Origin of the sequence: Roseibium sediminis, assembly GCF_008711325.1 — a bacterium.
Lineage (GTDB): Bacteria > Pseudomonadota > Alphaproteobacteria > Rhizobiales > Stappiaceae > Roseibium > Roseibium sediminis.
The window spans coordinates 1-18,061 of sequence record NZ_VXDB01000029.1; the positions used below are offsets into that span (position 1 = coordinate 1).

General features: G+C 54.0%; 14 protein-coding genes. All 14 read left to right on the forward strand.

The features are described 5' to 3' along the window. On the forward strand, nt 1-359 hold a 359-nt coding region (locus F0155_RS23685), incomplete at its 5' end, for a hypothetical protein (protein ID WP_204934557.1). Between the two features lie 109 nt (nt 360-468). Beyond that, nucleotides 469-1,635: a nucleotide sugar dehydrogenase gene (locus F0155_RS20385; RefSeq protein ID WP_150526415.1), complete on the forward strand. Its 1,167-nt coding sequence runs from the start codon at nt 469-471 to the stop codon at nt 1,633-1,635. A 346-nt stretch (nt 1,636-1,981) separates the two neighbouring features. Then, the gene (locus tag F0155_RS20390; protein WP_150526416.1) at nt 1,982-2,818 is read left to right on the forward strand and encodes an ABC transporter permease; all 837 of its coding nucleotides are present in this window, start codon (nt 1,982-1,984) and stop codon (nt 2,816-2,818) included. Nucleotides 2,819-2,828: 10 nt separating this feature from the next. Then, on the forward strand, nt 2,829-4,259 hold the full coding sequence (locus tag F0155_RS23485; protein ID WP_161599856.1) for an ABC transporter ATP-binding protein: 1,431 nt from the start codon (nt 2,829-2,831) through the stop codon (nt 4,257-4,259). After that, the gene (locus F0155_RS20400; RefSeq protein WP_150526417.1) at nt 4,260-5,039 is read left to right on the forward strand and encodes a class I SAM-dependent methyltransferase; all 780 of its coding nucleotides are present in this window, start codon (nt 4,260-4,262) and stop codon (nt 5,037-5,039) included. Nucleotides 5,040-5,070: 31 nt separating this feature from the next. Next, complete coding sequence (locus F0155_RS20405; RefSeq protein WP_161599857.1) at nt 5,071-6,243, forward strand: DegT/DnrJ/EryC1/StrS family aminotransferase; 1,173 nt, start codon at nt 5,071-5,073, stop codon at nt 6,241-6,243. After that, on the forward strand, nt 6,240-7,244 hold the full coding sequence (locus F0155_RS20410) for a radical SAM/SPASM domain-containing protein (RefSeq protein WP_204934559.1): 1,005 nt from the start codon (nt 6,240-6,242) through the stop codon (nt 7,242-7,244). The genes F0155_RS20405 and F0155_RS20410 overlap by 4 nt, the downstream gene beginning before the upstream one ends. Beyond that, on the forward strand, nt 7,237-7,956 hold the full coding sequence (locus tag F0155_RS20415; RefSeq protein WP_150526419.1) for a class I SAM-dependent methyltransferase: 720 nt from the start codon (nt 7,237-7,239) through the stop codon (nt 7,954-7,956). Before F0155_RS20410 ends, F0155_RS20415 begins: the two co-directional genes overlap by 8 nt. A 130-nt stretch (nt 7,957-8,086) precedes the next feature. After that, entirely contained in the window at nt 8,087-8,857 is a 771-nt protein-coding gene (locus F0155_RS20420) for a TylF/MycF/NovP-related O-methyltransferase (protein ID WP_150526420.1), read from the forward strand. Beyond that, a complete protein-coding gene (locus tag F0155_RS20425; RefSeq protein ID WP_150526421.1) occupies nt 8,854-9,561 on the forward strand; it encodes a WbqC family protein in 708 nt (235 codons plus the stop codon). Before F0155_RS20420 ends, F0155_RS20425 begins: the two co-directional genes overlap by 4 nt. Before the next feature lie 230 nt (nt 9,562-9,791). Then, nucleotides 9,792-11,048 carry a glycosyltransferase family protein gene (locus F0155_RS20430; protein ID WP_161599858.1) on the forward strand — a complete coding sequence of 419 codons (1,257 nt, stop codon included), beginning with the start codon at nt 9,792-9,794 and terminating at the stop codon, nt 11,046-11,048. A gap of 195 nt (nt 11,049-11,243) precedes the next feature. Further along, on the forward strand, nt 11,244-15,272 hold the full coding sequence (gene asnB / locus F0155_RS20435; RefSeq protein WP_150526423.1) for an asparagine synthase (glutamine-hydrolyzing): 4,029 nt from the start codon (nt 11,244-11,246) through the stop codon (nt 15,270-15,272). A gap of 3 nt (nt 15,273-15,275) precedes the next feature. Further along, nucleotides 15,276-16,448 carry a methyltransferase domain-containing protein gene (locus F0155_RS20440; protein WP_150526424.1) on the forward strand — a complete coding sequence of 391 codons (1,173 nt, stop codon included), beginning with the start codon at nt 15,276-15,278 and terminating at the stop codon, nt 16,446-16,448. A 289-nt stretch (nt 16,449-16,737) separates the two neighbouring features. Then, the gene (locus F0155_RS20445) at nt 16,738-17,979 is read left to right on the forward strand and encodes a hypothetical protein (protein WP_150526425.1); all 1,242 of its coding nucleotides are present in this window, start codon (nt 16,738-16,740) and stop codon (nt 17,977-17,979) included. The last annotated feature ends 82 nt before the right edge of the window (nt 17,980-18,061 follow it).

The window sequence follows — 18,061 nt, forward strand, 5'->3', positions numbered from 1 at the left end:
AAAAAGATCTGAAGCACAAAGAAAACCCTTGCAAAAACGGAGCTGTCCACAAATGGCAATGCCCCGTCATGGTATACTTGATGCCGCTGGGTGGGGGGCATCCACCGCATCAGTTCAATCTGGTAGCCGAGACAAGTTGCGTTCAGTCTTTGAACGTGCTAGAGGCGCTTGTTGTAAGCAAAGCTATGACTGTCGGAGGGAGCTATCTCACCGGTAGTGCGGTAGCTTTTTATTGTTCGCTTCGTAAAGAGTGGGGCGAGGCCAATACGGGATCCCTCATGAATGCTTGCGAAGATATGACGTGCCTGCGTGCCGCTGGGTTTAAAAACGTTCCTGCAATGCAGGATTTCTGGCAATAGTGCGCTCTGCAAAATTCAATCTCAATCAATTGTCGGCGGTACGGACCGCACCGCCTATGGCGCGGCGATCCCCGTCCCGCTTCAGACTGACTCGTCTGAGGTTACACGAATGAAGATCGCTGTCGTCGGCACCGGCTATGTAGGCCTTTCCAACGCTATCCTTCTCGCCCAGCACAATCGCGTGGTGGCGCTCGACATCGTCCCAGAGCGGGTAGAGATGCTCAGCCGAAAGCAGTCGCCAATCGATGACGCTGAAATCCAAGACTATCTGATCAACCGGCATCTCGATATGCATTGCACACTCGATAAACTCGAAGCCTATGCTGATGCGGACTTTGTCGTAATCGCTACACCTACCGATTACGAGCCGGAGACCAACTACTTCAATACCCACTCTATCGAGGCGGTGATTAGCGACGTCCTAGCCGTCAACCCTCAGGCGGTAATGGTGATCAAGTCGACGGTACCGGTCGGCTACACGAAGCAGATGCGGAGTCGTTTTAGGTGCGACAACATCCTGTTCTCGCCGGAGTTCCTGCGCGAGGGCAAGGCACTCTATGACAACCTACATCCGTCGCGGATCATCGTAGGTGAGCGCTCTGCGCGGGGTCAGGCATTCGCTGATGTACTGCGCCAGGGCGCCATCAAGTCAGATGTGCCGACGTTGCTTACCAGTAGTGACGAGGCCGAGGCGATCAAGCTGTTCGCCAATACCTACCTCGCAATGAGGGTGGCTTACTTTAATGAGCTTGACTCCTATGCTGCAATCCACGACCTCGATACCAGGCAGATCATTGAAGGCGTCTGCCTCGACCCCCGTATCGGCAACTACTACAACAATCCGTCGTTTGGTTATGGCGGCTACTGCTTGCCCAAGGACACCAAACAGCTGCTTGCCAACTACAACAATGTCCCGCAAAACCTGATACGCGCCGTAGTTGATAGCAACACAACGCGCAAGGACTTCATAGCTGACAGCATTCTGCAGCGTCGTCCACGGGTGGTCGGAGTCTATCGTCTTGTGATGAAGGCGGCGTCCGACAATTTTCGAACCTCTAGCATCCAAGGCATCATGAAGCGGGTGAAAGCAAAGGGCGTCGAGGTAATCGTCTACGAGCCACTCCTGAGCGAACCTACATTTTTTAATTCAAGGGTGGTCAATGACCTTTCCGAATTCAAATCTGAGGCCGACGTTATTGTCGTCAACCGCATGGATTGCGAGATCCAAGACGTCGCCAACAAGGTTTTCAGCCGCGACATTTTTGGGAGCAATTGATCATGAAGATTCTCGTGACTGGTGCTACCGGTTACATCGGCGTCCGTCTCGCAGTGCGCCTGCTGCGGCAGGCTAACTTCACCTTGGTCAGGGGCGAAATTGCTGATTGCGTCACCGTCGACAGGCTGTTCGACTGTACTAAGCCTCTCAGCAGATCAACAAACTCGCCGTTCAGTCGGGCTCGGTGAAGAATGTTCACTCATATGTTCAGGCAAACTACAACGACGTCGAGTATCTATGCTGCCTGCAAGAAAGACAACGAGCTAGTGACTTACACATATAGCCTTCTCTTCAGCTTGCCTATATCGGGATCGCGGTACTTCACGGTCTACGCCCGGTGGGTCAAGTGGCACAAGATATGTATTGGCCAGATATGAAGACCCTAATCGTAACAGGCGCGTTGCGCTCGATATACGACCACCGCGACCTACTGCGTTCGCTGGTCCGGCGTGAGATAGAGGCCAAGTATCGCGCAACTACACTCGGCCTTCTGTGGGTAGTGATCTATCCGCTAATGATGTTGGGCGTCTATACTTTCGTTTTTGCCGGTGTGTTCGGTGCCCGCTGGGGCGACCGCGGCAACTGGACCGATTTTGTGCCGATGCTTTATTGTGGCCTGCTGATACATGCTGTCTTTTCTGAAACAGTCGGCAAGGCTCCCTATCTAATAGTAAACAATCCAAATTACGTAAAGAAAGTTGTATTTCCGCTTGAGTTGCTGCCGGTCGGTGGCCTGTTGAGCGCCCTGTTTAACGCCGCAATCGGCTTCGTCCTGCTTCTGCTGATGGCGCTGGTGCTAAAGCAAACCCTGCACTGGACAGTCGTGTTTGTGCCGTTCGCTTTGCTGCCCCTGGTTCTATTCAGCGTTGGCTTCGCTTGGTTCGTTGCCGCCCTCGGGGTGTTCTTTCGCGACATTGAGCAGCTGATCGGGGTACTGTTGTCGATGCTACTTTTCCTAAGTCCGGTGTTCTATTCGGTCGAAGCGGCGCCGCCGATCGCGCGGACGCTGCTGCTGATTAATCCATTGACCTATCCAATCGATGAGCTCCGCCACCTGGTGCTACTCGGCAACTTGCCGCACTGGCAACCGTGGCTTGTCAATACAGTGCTGGGGGCACTTGTGGCTTGGAGCGGCCTGTGGGTGTTCGAGCGCACTCGGCCCGCATTCGCCGATGTCGTTTGAGGATCGCTTGATGCAACAAGATGAATCCGTTATCCGTCTGGAGAACGTCGGCAAGTGCTATCGTATCTTTGCCCGCCCGCAAGACCGCTTCAAACAGGCACTGCGTGAGCGATTCGGCGGCTTTTTCGGAACGCAGAGCCATGAGCCGCTCTACCGCGAGCACTGGGCTCTGCGAGACGTCAGTTTTGAGATCGCTCCTGGAGAGGCGGTCGGTATTCTGGGTCGCAATGGTGCCGGCAAGAGCACGTTATTGCAGATCGTAGCTGGTACCTTGCCACCGACCACTGGCCAGGTACAGACGGCGGGTCGCATAACTGCGCTATTGGAGCTCGGTAGCGGCTTCAATCCTGAGTTTACCGGCCGCGAGAACGTGTTTCACAACGCCCAGATTCTTGGGCTGAGCCGTGAAGAGACCGAGAACAAATATGACGACATCGCCAGCTTCGCTGATATCGGAGAGTTCATTGACCAGCCGGTGAAAACCTATAGCTCTGGCATGATGATGCGGCTGGCGTTCGCTGTGCAGACTGCAGTGGAGCCGCGGATCCTCATCGTTGACGAGGCACTGTCAGTCGGGGATATGTTCTTCCAGTCGAAGTGCATGGCACGGATCAACAAGCTGGTGGACAGCGGTGTCTCGCTATTGTTCGTCAGTCACGACATAGCTTCCATACGCCATCTGTGCCGCAGAGCGGTACTGATGGCCAATGGCCGGATGGAATATTTTGGTGATGTCGCTGAGGCCACGTCACGGTACGAGCGACTATACCTTTCCGGATACAATGACCGGGCCGCTGCTGGCCGCAGTCTGGGCGACGGCGAAAAAAAGCGCGAAGAGCTTGCATTGAACGTGTTATCGGCTGCGTCGGGAAGTCTCAAGCTAGAACAGGATGCACGAACAGGCTGTGACCTGCCAGCATTGTCCGAATCCTATCGCCACTACATCAATGACAATCGTGCGTTCGCTGCGCGATGCGGCTTCCAACGTGTTGGGAATGGCGAAGCGAAGCTGATTAATGTGGTCATGGTAGGCGAGCGCGGTCAGACCGACGAGTTCGAATTCGGCGAACAAGTGGTCCTGTTGCAGGTGGTAGAGTTCGCCCAAGACACGACTGAGGTTAATGTCTCCTATAAAATCAGGACTAGACAGGGAACCGGCGTAGTATTTGGTGATACGCGCATGTTTGGAGATATGAGCCGTTTCTATCGCGCTGGCCGAACCTACGTACTTAGCTGGTCGTTTGAACTCAGGCTTGGCCACGACACCTATTTTGTCCAGAGTGTACTGGCACATCCTCCGCGCCAAGACGCCGATTGGGAATTCATCGACATGGTGCCACTGTCCAATGAATTGAGGGTGCTGCCTCGCAAAGCGGGGATGATCGACGGGTTGGTGGCTTGGAATGCTGACCATTCTGTCTATGCCCTGCCAGAAAGATAAATGGACAAGAAGGAATGCGCCATGGGATTTATCAGAGCCAACATGCTGCCAATACTGCGCGAAGCGAAGCGGCGTCGATTTAGCGGCAAGTTGCTGCTGCTTGGGCAAGGCGACATGTACTTCACGCAATCTCAGCTCATGCAGATGGCTGAGCTCGTGGGGATCGAGCTCGACAAGTCGATACTGCTGGTGGATGCGAGCAAGCCTGAGTTTAAGGCGAAGGGTTACATAGAGGCGCGCGAAGTGTTTCTAAAACTCGGATTCTCCGAAGTCGACGCGCTCGATTACTCCAAATTTGAGGGCGCGAACGTCGTACACGACCTAAATTCTGCAGATGTTCCACAGCAGTTTATAGGCAGATATGATGCGGTTTTCGATCATGGTACGCTTGAACATGTATTCCACCTGCCCAATGCCCTGCAGTCGATCTTCAAGTTTCTAAAGGTCGGCGGCCGGCTAGTGATAGGGACTCCCGGCAACGGCTACTTCGACCACGGGTTCTATCAGCTTCAGCCCACCTTGCTGCACGACTACTATTCCGTCAACCAGTGGGAAATAAATTCGATCAGGATCGTTCATGTGGGTGTCAACCAAGAAAACGACCCGCCATTTTTTACGGACTACTACCCGGGTTCCTTTAATTCGATCGGCTATGGTGGCATGGGTGGCGGGTTATACGCAGTCGTTTCCGTAGCAACCAAAGTAGCCGAAACGACCGGCGATAAGATCCCGTATCAAGGCTATTATGAACGTTTGTCCGGTTGGAGAGATGACTCCTGATTTTTCCTCTAAGAAGTTGGAGTTTTTCCAAATGCTAGAGAAACGACCGGACTACCTTCCGTTCGGCAAGCCCGACTTCACCGATGAAGAGATTGCCGCTGTGACCCGGGTCATGAAAAGCGGCTGGATCGGCATGGGTCCCGAAACGATCGCCTTTGAAACTGAGTTGAGTGAGTATATTGGAGCACCTGAGGTGGTGACGGTCAATTCATGCACGTCGGCCCTGTTTTTGGCGCTTTTGGTTGAGGGAGTTGGTCCTGGCGATGAAGTCATCGTTCCCAGCCTGACATGGTGCGCGACTGCTAACGCAGCCCTCTATCTCGGGGCAACGCCTGTGCTGTGCGATGTCGACCCAGACACCATGAGCGTCACACCAAATACGATCCTGCCGCTGGTTACTTCGCGCACCAAGGCTGTGATCGTGGTGCACTATGGTGGCCTGGCCCTCAATATGGCAGAGCTGCGTGCTGCCCTGCCCGACCGGATCGCCCTCGTCGAGGACGCGGCGCATGCAATGGGCGCGCGCTACCCCGATGGTACCATGGTCGGTGCGTCCGGCAATCCGGTGTGCTTCAGTTTCTACGCCAACAAGAACCTGTCGACCGCAGACGGCGGTGCCGTCGCCCTATTCGATCCAGAAAAAGCCGAGCGCCTGCGCTCCCTGCGCATGAGCGGGCTTGCCTCGCATGCCTGGTCGCGCTTCCTTAAGCCGTCGTCGGCGTTCTCCTTCGGCATTGCCGAACTCGGCTACAAAATGAACTTCACCGATCTCCAGGCGTCGATCGGCCGTGTCCAGCTTCGCCGGCTCGCGCATATGGCAGAGGTGAGGAAGCAGCTTGCTGACCGATACGCAAGCAAGCTCGCCAAGTTGCATAATTTTATCCGTTTTCAGAGTGAAGCCTTAACCTTACGGCACGCTCGTCATTTGCTCGTCGCCTTCTTCGAGCTGCACGACATAGGTATTGATCGCGACGAACTGGTGCTGGCGCTCCGAGCGCAGAACATCGGCGCTAGCGTGCACTACGGTCCTCTTCACCTGCAGCCGCTTTATTGTCGGGCAGATGCTGCACCGTTGCCCAACACCGACCTGCTCCATCGGGGCATAGTCACGTTGCCGATCAGCGCAGCCATGACCATGGAAGATGTGGACTACGTTTGTGCGCATCTGGAAACCATCTTGATGCAAAAGAGAAAGACGCGATGACCCAGTCAGTATCGGATACCAGCAGCTACGGTTTCGGAGGGCGCCTCACCGCCGATTTCCCATCGCAGATCATCATGGATATCACCGAGGTGTGCAATCTCGCATGCACACACTGCCCACATCCGATCTTCGCCAAATCTGAACACTACGCTGGCCGACATCTTGATCCAGCGCTGAACGAGAAAATGGTCGAAGAAGTGCGCGATCATGGTCAAGGCCGGACCAAATATATTCGCTATACCAGCAACGGCGAACCATTGGTTCACCCCAACGGCTACGATCTTATTCAGCATGCTGTCGACCATTCGGGCGTATACGTAACGCTGACCACTAACGGCAAAATCATGAACGAGAAGCGGACTCAGAAACTGCTTGAATCCGGCGTTCACATGATCGACATCAGCATCGATGCGTTCAAACCTGAGACTTATGCTGCCATCCGGGTCAACGGCAATCTCGATGTGACGCGGGCGAACGTTCTGCGGCTTATCAGTTGGGTCAAGGAGTCGAAAGCCACGACCAAAGTGGTCGTGAGCTTCGTCGAACAACCACAAAACACTGCCGAAATCGTAGATTTCGACCGGTTCTGGCGTGATCAGGGGGTAGACTATGTTGTGGTTCGGCGACTGCATTCTCATTCTGGAGCCGTCGAGGGTGCGGCGCAGGCACTCAAGGACGGTTCCAAACAGCTGAATCGGCGACCGTGCCTGTACCCTTGGGAGCGCGTTACAATCAACGCGCGTGGAGATATTGCTTTTTGCCCGACTGACTGGGTGCACGGCTCCTATGTGGCCGACTATCGCACAACGACAATTCGTGAAGAGTGGCAGAGCGCCTTCTATCAGTCTTTGCGTCGCGCTCATCTCACCAACGATTACGCCAAGCATGCATTTTGCGGCAATTGTCCTGACTGGGCGGCTACCCGTTGGCCGCACGAGGGCCGGAGCTACGCCGATATGATCGAAGATATCCTGGATAGCGAGGAATCGAAGAATGTCTGAAACAACGCAGCCTATCGCAAGTCAGATCGAAACAGCCGTAGGTAGCATTCCCGGTTGGTCACCGATCGATCAACTTCTGACGCTCTTTACTCTCACCTTCGCTTCCGCAAATATCGGAGGTGACGTGCTGGAACTAGGGTCTTGGTGTGGGAGATCGGCGGTGGCGCTCGGGATGGCCGCACGCCTATCTGGGAACACGCGGGTCCATTGCATTGACCTCTTTCCGGACAAAGATGACTGGTATCGAAATGAGGACGGAACATTTTCCTTCAGCGTCACACTCGCCGGAAAGAAGTACGGAGCCTATCAAGACCAAACCGTCTGGGCGGAACCCTATCATCGAGATATTGTGCCCGTGTACCAGCGTTACGGCGGCACACTTGATGCGTTCAAGGAGGCCATGCGGGTGAATGGGCTGTCGGATCTGGTTACACCCTATCGCGCCGATATGGAGACGTTCGCTGCGACGGCTCCTTCCGACCTCAAGCTACGCCTCGCCTTCATAGATGGTGATCACAATTACGATGCTGTCTGTAATGAGATCCGGCTTATCGAACGTTTTCTGCTGCCCGGTGGCTGGATCTGTTTCGATGATGCCTTCTCTTCGTACGAAGGTGTCAACAGGGCGATCCTTTCCGAGCTTGTTGAAAGCGGGCGATACTGTCAATTCCAGCAGATGACGCGCAAGCTGTTTGTTGCCAGAAAGCGCTAGTGCTATTCAGAGTATCTGAGTTCCGCGGGTCACGCGGTGGCGGAAACTTTTCCTGAGAATCAACGGATATTATTGCCACGCAAGGGTTTTCCCGAACCGAAAACCAACCTCAACATGGAGCAATGCCGCTATGAGCGATTTGTCTGAAAGACACGAGCCAGAAAAGCGACAGCGGGATGCGCTGGAAAAATTATTCTCTCAAACTCAGCTAAGTCCCTTCGATTTATTTAGAAATTTTCCCGTGGTGACGCCGCGCTTTAACTTGGCCCGCTTTCTGGCACACTATGAAATCTTCAAGAAAATAATAGACGTTCCGGGCGTCATCGTTGATCTCGGTGTGTATCGAGGTTCATCCACATTCACATGGGCAAAGCTTTGTGAAATCTTCTGCCCGACTGACATCCGTAAGACGGTTGTCGGTTTCGACACGTTCACCGGCTTTGCCAAGCTGAGCGCCGAAGATGGTCCAGAGAACCCTGAGCAAGATGTCATTGAAGGCGGATATTTTGGTGGAGACAGCGTGGAATGCGATCTTGCTCTAGCCCAGAAAGCCATGAACTTCGACCGACATCTGCGGCACAAGGACCGCATCCAGTTCGTAAAGGGCGACGTCTGCGAAACGATCCCGAAATTTGTGGAGGAAAGGGGCGACGGACTGCGCATTTCTTTGCTCAACCTTGATCTCGATCTATACGAGCCTACAGCTGTGGCGCTTGAGCATATGGTACCTCGTATGGCGCGAGGTGGTATTATCGTAGTTGATGAATATGCAGTAGATACCTTCGGTGGCGAAAGTCGAGCCGTCGACGAGTATTTCATCCGGTGTTTTGGCAAGAGGCCTCGCGTCGTCAAGTTTCCATGGCACAGCAATCCCACCGGCTATATCGAGGTGGACTGGTGAGGGTCGGGGTCATCCAATCATCGTTCATTCCTTGGCGCGGCTACTTCGACTTCATCGCGAGCGTTGATCTGTTCGTCTTCCATGATGATATTCAGTACACGAAAGGCGACTGGCGCAACCGCAACCGGCTGAAAACCCCCGAAGGGTTGGCCTGGCTCACGGTTCCCGTGCATTACCAGAAGGTTGCCCAGTTGATCTGCGAGACCGGTGTCGCAGAGGTGACCGACTGGCGTGCGAAGCACATCGCATTATGGAAATCGAATTATCGCAGTGCTCCTAATTTGGTTGACGTATTCGATATTATGGGAGATCTGGAGCAGAACACACCCGATCTAACGATCAGCCAGCTCAATACTGCGCTTATCCGCCGCATTTGCAGCTACCTCGGCATTCCGACGCCGTTGGTCCACTCAGCCGACCTCGCGCTGGTGGGTGCCAAAACCGAGCGCCTTATTGATTTGTGCCGCAAGGTCGGTGCTACCACGTACCTCTCCGGGCCCAAAGCCGATGCATATCTCGACAAGGATGCGTTTCGTAAACACGGTATTGCACTCGAATACAAATCATATGATTATCCGCCCTACCCTCAATTATGGGGTGATTTCGACGGTGCGGTGACAGTACTCGACCTCATCGCCAATTGCGGTGCAGGTGCAACGCAATATCTGCGCAGTCGCACTCCCGATCAGGTGGTTGTCCCGTAAAAGTAAGCGTTCGGCGACAGCAACAACGATCCTTGCTCCGCTTCCCCTGTGTATGCGCCAAGCTCGTTGTAAACGAAGCAATGCGATGAAGGCCAGTGGACTTATGATAACCCTCTGCAAGAGCCGTCCTTTGGTCCGAGAAGAGCATTTGGACGGGAGATCTTGGATATACGCCCTTGAAAATGTTCTCACATTCTAGTCACGCAGGCCGAAATAAAATTTCCAGGATAATGGCGCAGATCAAAAACCGAAAGAAGAGCATGAGGCCACTGGAAATTGCTATTTTCGGCAATACTAACAACTACCCTTTGTTGTTGGCTCAGGGACTACAGAAGATTGGTCACAATGTTCGGCTAATTCTCAATCGCAAAGAAATTCTACACCGACCGGAAAGCCGATACCCGCACTGGACTGGCGCCTACCCTTCCTGGGTACATGATTGCAGCGACATGTCTGACGATGATATCGCTTTTAAGACGCCAGCTATAAATCAAGCAATTCATCATCTTACGCGCCAGGTGGATCTAGCGATCCTCAATGACACCGGACCCGCTTTTGCAACTTATCTGAGTTGCCCCCATGTTGCACTCCTGACTGGCTCAGATTTGGCCTACTACGCCAATTTTGATACAGTCTCACTTAGATCCAACGTATGGGCGCCAGAGTTCAAACGGTCATCCAGCGGACGCCGACATTCTCTCGAATTCGCAAATTTTGTCGCTCGTCAACGCGATGGAATATTAAGCGCAAGTGTAGTGTGCTATGCGCAAAAAGGACTGGTTCCGTCGGGCGATCAAATGCTAGAGCAGATTGGCGTCTCCGATAGTGATCGCCTAATGCTCTATTTTTCGAATACAATTGATCTAGACCCTCGAGAACCTCCGAGCAACGAACGGCTTACGATTCTATGCGGTTCCCGGATTGTCTATCGACATGATAGAAACCCTTGTCTGGGTGCGATTGATTTCAAGGGGACAGACGTCTTATTAAAAGGGTTCGCTTTATATGCAAATTCGGGCGGGCGGGGCAGATTGCGACTTTTTAGAAAAGGCCAGGATTTGGATGCGGCAATTGATCTTGTAGCAGCTCTCGACATCAAGGACCGAGTTTCTTGGATTGATGAAATGAGTATGTCGAGTTTTTACGAGGAGATGGCTGCCGCGGATCTAATATGTGACCAATTTGGCACGTCGTTTCCCGGGATGGTGACGGCTGATGCAATGGCACTGCAAAGGCCTGTTATGGCGAATTTTAAGAGCGAATTTTTCAAACAGCGGTTTTCTGAACCACTGCCGGGGTTCGATGTGCGCACTCCGGAAGAAATTGCGTTTCAACTGACTGCGATTGACAAGGATCGGAGATTGCTGACGGAAATGGGCAGAAGGAGCCGCATCTACGCAGAGACACAACTCTCCCCGCAAGTGATGGCCAAGACTCTGATCGAAAAGCTGAATATGCGCTGCACTCAAACAGATTCCTACTCATAGACGATCTGATTGTTCAAGGAAAACAAAGCCGATTCTCTCAATAACTTCTCAATGCGCTTCAAGTGTATGTCAACCAATAACAAGCGCCGCGGGGACTCTCTTCAAATTCTCGAACTTTACTAGGTAGAGCGTACATTGTGCAGCAATTGAATGTTGGGCCTTAATAAGCCCTTGTGGCATAGAAAGTGATTTATTATGTGCGGTATTGCAGGCTTGTTCTCAACGAAGCCTAATACTTTACAGGTCGAGTTCCAGCGCGAGCTGGTCGTCCGTATGACTGATCGCATTATTCACCGCGGACCGGACCAGGCGGGATTGTGGGCGGACCCGCTGGGTCGCTGCACGCTGGGTCATCGTCGCCTATCAATCATCGACGTTTCCGACGCCGGTATCCAGCCAATGGGCTGGAACAACGAAGAATGGATAATCGCATTCAATGGCGAGATTTACAACTTCCTCGAGTTGCGCCAGGAGCTTGAGGCGAAGGGCGTTCGCTTCACAGGGCGGACCGATACTGAAGTTCTGCTAGCCGCGCTGGCCACTTGGGGCTTAGACTGCCTCGAACGCCTCGACGGCATGTATGCCTTCGCCGCCTTCCACAGACCATCCGGCCGACTGATCCTCGCCCGAGATCCGTTCGGAGAGAAACCGCTCTACTATATGCCGTTGCGGGCGGGAGGGATGGCCTTTGCTTCGGAACTCCAATGCTTTGAGGATTTGCCGGAGTTCACCGGCGAGGTTAGTGCTGATGCTCTGTCCGAGTTATTGATGTTCCAGTATATCGGCGCGCCGCGGACCATCTACCAACAAGTCTACAAGCTACCGCCTGGCCACTGGATGGAGGTTCGCGAAGGTCAGCCCCTTCGAACGAACAGGTTCTTCCGGTTTCAACCGGGCGCTGCCGGGTACAGCGCTCGCTCGCAAGCCGACCTCGCTGACGAGCTTGAGGACATCCTGATCCGGAGCCTAAGGCGTCGCTTGATCGCTGATGTACCGCTCGGCGCTTTCCTTTCGGGCGGCGTAGACTCTTCGACTGTCTGCGCCCTGATCACAAAGAAGCTGGATGTGCCGCTCAAGACCTTCTCGATCGGATTTGCTGCCGACCGTGAAAGTGAGCACGAGATCGCCCGACGGATTGCCGCCCATCTCGGCACCGAGCACCGCGACAAGATCGTTTCGCCGTCGGCGGTGGGTTTTCTCGATCACGCCGGTCAGCTGCTCGACGAACCCAACGCCGACAGCTCCTGTCTACCCACTTACTTGCTGTCCCAGTTCGCCCGCCAGCATGTCACAGTCGCGCTCTCGGGTGATGGTGGCGACGAGCTGTTCGGCGGCTACGGCCGCTATTTCGATACATTGAGTGAGGCCGATAGCCACGCCATGCGCCCGGCGAACGCCTGGAGCCCAGGCAAGAGTTACTACTATTCAAACCGCATAATGAACTTCAGCCCAGCCCAGCTGAGCCGTTTATTCGGTTTCATTCCGGCGGGCGCAGCCAATCACGTCAGGAGTATAATAGCGGAGATCGACGACGGCCCGGCGCAGCTGCTTGACCGGCTGAGGGCCAGCGACGCTGACAACTACATGCCCGGTGCCGTCCTTCCCAAAGTCGATCGTATGAGCATGCAGCATTCGCTGGAAGTCCGTACACCGTTCCTCAGTATTGAACTGGCGCGTTTTGCCGAGCGAGTGCCAGGTGACTATCTGGTTCGAAACGGTCGCGGAAAGCTACTTCTGCGCGAGATTGCATACCGCTATCTGCCCCGCGAGATAATCGATCTGCCGAAAAAGGGTTTCGGATTGCCCTTAACCGCAGATTGGGGCAAGGCACAGCTGGTATCCGCTCTTCGCGACAGCCTCGGCGTCGACAGCCCGCTCGGCAATTGGATTGGTCCAGACCGGGCCCGCAAGTTCGTAGATTCCCAAGCCTCGACACATGGCTTCTCCATTTATCAGGTATGGACAGTAATCATGCTTGATAAATGGCTGCGCAAGCGGCCTGTTCATCTGCCCGATACCAAGTCGCTGGAAATTGTCGCACAGTCCGATGTGCCGCGATACTATGCCGTCAGCGGTGATAACCGCACGCGTCTGGTAGGCTTCGTTACACCGTCGGTTCTGGTCGTCTCATCGCCGACTACGACGTCGCCAGTCGAAGACGCCCCAATCCGTTCTCAGCTCGGTCTGTTCGATTCTATTGATCTGCATCTGCTCGCCCTCGCCAGCGGAATCGACTTGTCTGAAATCGCTGAAACGGATGCCGACGAGCGGGTTCATAATACCTTCCATATCGACGCGGATCGAAATATTGTAGACGGCATCCGTGATTTGCACATCAACCTCGCCGATTGCTCTGTGATAATACTTGATCGAGCTCCCGAATGGGTTGGCTACAATGACATCCTTCACTTGAGAGCAATGCGCTTGCGCACTTTAATTGTGCCTCAGCGTCACCGTGCCGACGGCAACTGGATGCGATACGAGTTCAATCATCCCACCCTAGGCAAGCGTATTCTGAATTTGGTGCGCCTATTGCCGCATATTCAAGCGGTCTGGATGCCACGCCTTAGCTGTGGCATCCAGAGTCAGGAACAGGTGGCGGGCTCCTTTAAACGTTTGCCAGCAGCAGTCGACCACGAAAGCGCGGTCGACTTTGCCGTTTTCGATGGACCGGTTCAATACCTGCCCTACCTATCATCGCATCAGGAAATCAAGGAGACAACTGAGCGAAGGTACTCAATCTGGAACCAACACGTCGTTTATTCGCAGCCTCATCGTAGTCGCCGCTGGTACGTCCGACCTCTGTTTTGGCTCAATTGGCTCGTTCCCATAAATGGAAAGACTACACCCTTTTTACCGATCGCTAGCATGAACATCGATGTTGGCAGGCATGTAGGCACTATTGAGAGCGGCTTGAGGCATCTGGTGACGAAGACAAACCAGAACCCGGCGGTGGCTAGGGCGCCGGACTTTATTGTGCTCTACACTCATGGCCTGTCGTCCGGTGGCGCCGAACGGCAATGGTGTAATCTGGCAATCGGCTTGAAGGAGCTCGGTAAGCGCGTTTGCATCGTCGTCGATACACTCGAAGGGCCAAACAATCACTACCTGCCGCTGACGCAGCGCGCTGGCATTGAGGTGCTGCATACCAATGATTTGAAAGAAGACGGCTGCTGCAGATTTCCGTTCGATAGCGCATTCTGTCCGCTGCTCTCTCACTCCACATTCCCAGCAGCAAGAAACGTACAACGCCTTGCCAACCTGTTAACTCGCCTGAAACCAGATACTGTAATCGCACAACTCGATGGGACCAATATTGTTGGCGCGATTGCCGCTCTAATCGCCGATGTTCCCAAGATTGCGATATCGTTCAGGAACTACAATCCGACACATTTTGATTACCTTGATGCGCCATGGTATTTGCCGGCGTACCGGGCACTTGTAGGGTCGAACCGCCTTATCCTAACTGGGAATTCGCGGGCGGGTAACATCGACTACGCTGAATGGATCGGCATCGATCCAGCGCGGGTGGAGCTGCTTCAAAACTCATATGCGCCCGACACACGACAGTTTCTTACTGAGGACGAGAAACGGGAATTCAAACAAGAGCTCGGCATATCGCCTGCAACCAAGGTCATCCTTGGCGTGTTTCGTCTCTCAACCGAGAAGAATCCTGTCTTGTTCGTCGACGTTTGCGCCGATGTGCTGGATAAACACCCGGATGCCGTTGCCCTGCTGTGTGGTGAAGGGTCGAAGCAGTCAGATGTCGAGGCGCAAATAAATGCGAGGGGTATCGGCGAGCGTTTCCTTCTGCAGGGCCGCCGGTCAGACATCTGGAAATACATCTCAATTGCCGACGTGCTGCTGCTCACTTCAGACAAAGAAGGTACACCCAACGTTATCCGCGAGGCACTCATGCTCCGCTGCCCAGTGGTAGCAACGTCTAGTGGTGCAGTACCGGAGATGATTGAGAACGGGGTGACCGGCTATTTAACAACTGTTGGTGATCGGGCGGCACTCTCACAAAGGTTACTGCGCCTGCTCACTGATGACGTCAAGTACAGCCAAATGGTTGCGGCAATCGTGGCGCGCCCGTACCGATTCACCCCGCGCGACAATGCTCAACAACTACTCGAAATACTCAAGGGTACGGCTGACGCCGGTGGCCGTGCAGACGCCCTCAAAACACGCTCAATTGCAGAGCCACAAACAAATGGGAGTTGATCGATGAAACATCGGTTAGTAAACGTTACCAATTTCCGCCTTGAGGAGGGCAATTGCTGGATTACTGCCCTGCCCGCAGACATTCAAAGTGGCGCGCATGAAGGTACATTAAGTCCTTCCGGATTACGTCTGTTCGAGAACGGTGTCGAGCTGGGGCCAGGCTCTGCGTCGCACGCCACGATACGAAAGACCGGCGGCGGTGCATTCTCCCACTGGGGTGCTGATCTATACTTTTCCAGTTCGGACAACAGCAGTCCCAAGAGTAACCGACGAACTTATGTAGCGCTGGTTCCCGAAGCGTCGGTGCAGGACGCAGACGGCCACGTGTCGACCTCGTTTAACGCCGCCGAGCCGGTGAATTATTCGAACGAGTCCTACAGTTCCCGCAACATAGCCTCCGACGCGGAGTACGCGGTGAAGATTACCGAATCCTATGTTTCGAGCCTGCCAGATGGGCTGAATTCGCTGGTCGGCAAATCGGTGCTCGAGCTCGGGCCAGGTATTTCCTTTGGCACCGTGTTGGCGATGCGCGCCTTGGGGGCCCGATCTGTTGCGATTGCCGATCGATTCCTTGCGCAATTCAGCGTTGACTATCATCCGCAGCTCTATCGGGAGATTGCGGTGCAACTTGAGAAAAATTTTCCCAATGTCGATACCTCGTTTCTTGAGCAGGCTGCGGTCGAAGGGCACACAAAAGAGTTGGTGGAAGCCTATGAGATACCGCTGGAAAGGCTTGGGCAGCACTTCCACGAAATCGATATCATTCTGTCAAACGCCGTGCTTGAACACCTTTTTGATCCCATGGCTGGAGCGATTGCACTACATGCCATCACTGCGCCAGATGGCATAGGGTTGCATCAGGTGGACTTCCGGGACCACCGTGACTTCTCGAAGCCGCTGGAGTATCTACTTCTGGATGACGAGGAATTCACCAACTTGTTCAACAGCTGCCATGGTGAATGCGGCCGTAAGACCCGACCGTTCCAGATGGCACGGATGTTCGAACTAGCTGGTTTCGAGGGGGTCGATTTCCTACCCAACATGCATGCCGACCCGGAGTATCTGGCCGATATCATCGCGCGTCTGCGCGCTCAACCAGCGAATCTGTATGGCTACATCGACACGACCATGCTGGCACCGATTAGCGGCCAGTTCAGGCTGCGCAAGCCGGTCTGATGCTTTGGCCGAAGGTGGTAATCCTACCACTAAGAAGGCGATCACACGCGTTGCCCGTCCTAGGCTCTGCCAATTACAGAAGTTGAGTCAAAAAAGGACTACTGCGGCAAGTGCGTCCCAATCAACTAATTGTTGTAGACTATGAGTTTAAGGCATATGTGGACCATCTTATACCACTGTTGCCGGACGGGCCCATAATCAAACAGATAACGGCTTATAGTTGGTTTTGCTCTGTCCCGCGGAATAGGGGCGATATCGGCGATAACTAGCAAAAAATGGTCCAGAATTGATGAAATTGCTCGAATTGGAAGAGATCCACCTCGACGAAGGCAACTGCTACAAAGTCGATCTCAGTAGCCTCGGCTATCTGGGAGAGGGCATGGGTTCGCGTACCCGGTCTATGCTGATGCTGTTCGAGAACGGCATACAGCTAGGGCCGGCCAGTGCCTCTCATGATGCCGTGAGAGGCACTGGTAACGGTGCGTACTCGCATTGGGGCAACGAACTTTACTTTTCCAGCTCTGACAACTCGAGCCCAATCACCAACCGTCGTACCTATGTCGTTGTTGCCCCCTCGAGTGCCGCCGACGAACGAAGCTTCGTTCAACGTGCGGTGGAATCGCAGATGCAATCGGCAGAGTTCTTTCGAACTTGCCTGACGAATTACATAGCATCGCAAGGGGCAGAGCTGCATCAGGTCTACACCTTTCGCATGTTGTTGATGCTGCTGCAGAGGGCGGAGGTTTCGATTGACAATTTGAACTGTCTCGAACTTGGCGCGAGCCCTTCCAACGGCCTCGCTATCTGCCTCGGCCTAGCCGGGGCGAAACACGTCTATCTCAACAACATCGTCGAAATTGACGTCGACATAGCAGCCGACTACGCGCGAAATGTGGCGCTTTTGAGCGGTCTCGTCGCGCCACATGCACGCGACCTGACTGAGGTCGTCCGTTTTTCGGAAGACGGACAAACCTGTCGACTCAATCCGTTGTTGTTCACTCAACTGGGAGGAATCGATGCCATTAATCTCGACAAATTCGTCAGCGGCGTCGACCTGATGTTTTCCTTCAGCGTGCTGGAGCATATGCGTCAACTGCCTGAAATCTCTGGCGTTCTGCGACGGATCGCGGCGCCGGGCTGCATCGCCCTCCATTCGGTTGACGCGCGCGATCACACCGATTTTTCCCATCCGCTTAAATACCTTTATTGCGACGACGACACCTTTGCGGCGAAGTACAGCGAAGATCACAATCGTTGGCGGCATAAGGACTATGTGCGGATTTTGACCGAAGCCGGTTGGCAGGTTACCCGAAATCTATTCGCCGGCAGTCTGCCGGTACTGCCTAACGGTGGCACTGATATGTACCAGGTAGGATGCTTGGGGGCGGAGCGGATGCTAGTCGACGACTCTGCAAGTTTGCCAGTGCTGGTCACGCCCATAGATATAGCTAACATGGCGCCGCAGTTCCGTAATTTCACGCCGGAAGAGTTGTCAATTCTAGTGTTCGTCATGTTCTGCAAGGCAGAATAGGGCCGCAAGATGCCGAGTATATAGGAACTAGACCGAGCATTATCCGGCTATCCCCTTTGTTGGAAGGCGCTTCGAGATCAAA

What these genes read in the sequence shown, in the direction of transcription:
- F0155_RS20385 (WP_150526415.1), top strand. Translation starts at nt 469, where the DNA reads ATGAAGATCGCTGTCGTCGGCACCGGCTATGTAGGCCTTTCCAACGCT.
- F0155_RS23485 (WP_161599856.1), top strand. Translation starts at nt 2,829, where the DNA reads ATGCAACAAGATGAATCCGTTATCCGTCTGGAGAACGTCGGCAAGTGC.
- F0155_RS20400 (WP_150526417.1), top strand. Translation starts at nt 4,260, where the DNA reads ATGGACAAGAAGGAATGCGCCATGGGATTTATCAGAGCCAACATGCTG.
- F0155_RS20405 (WP_161599857.1), top strand. Translation starts at nt 5,071, where the DNA reads ATGCTAGAGAAACGACCGGACTACCTTCCGTTCGGCAAGCCCGACTTC.
- F0155_RS20410 (WP_204934559.1), top strand. Translation starts at nt 6,240, where the DNA reads ATGACCCAGTCAGTATCGGATACCAGCAGCTACGGTTTCGGAGGGCGC.
- F0155_RS20415 (WP_150526419.1), top strand. Translation starts at nt 7,237, where the DNA reads ATGTCTGAAACAACGCAGCCTATCGCAAGTCAGATCGAAACAGCCGTA.
- F0155_RS20420 (WP_150526420.1), top strand. Translation starts at nt 8,087, where the DNA reads ATGAGCGATTTGTCTGAAAGACACGAGCCAGAAAAGCGACAGCGGGAT.
- F0155_RS20430 (WP_161599858.1), top strand. Translation starts at nt 9,792, where the DNA reads ATGGCGCAGATCAAAAACCGAAAGAAGAGCATGAGGCCACTGGAAATT.
- asnB (WP_150526423.1), top strand. Translation starts at nt 11,244, where the DNA reads ATGTGCGGTATTGCAGGCTTGTTCTCAACGAAGCCTAATACTTTACAG.
- F0155_RS20440 (WP_150526424.1), top strand. Translation starts at nt 15,276, where the DNA reads ATGAAACATCGGTTAGTAAACGTTACCAATTTCCGCCTTGAGGAGGGC.
- F0155_RS20445 (WP_150526425.1), top strand. Translation starts at nt 16,738, where the DNA reads ATGAAATTGCTCGAATTGGAAGAGATCCACCTCGACGAAGGCAACTGC.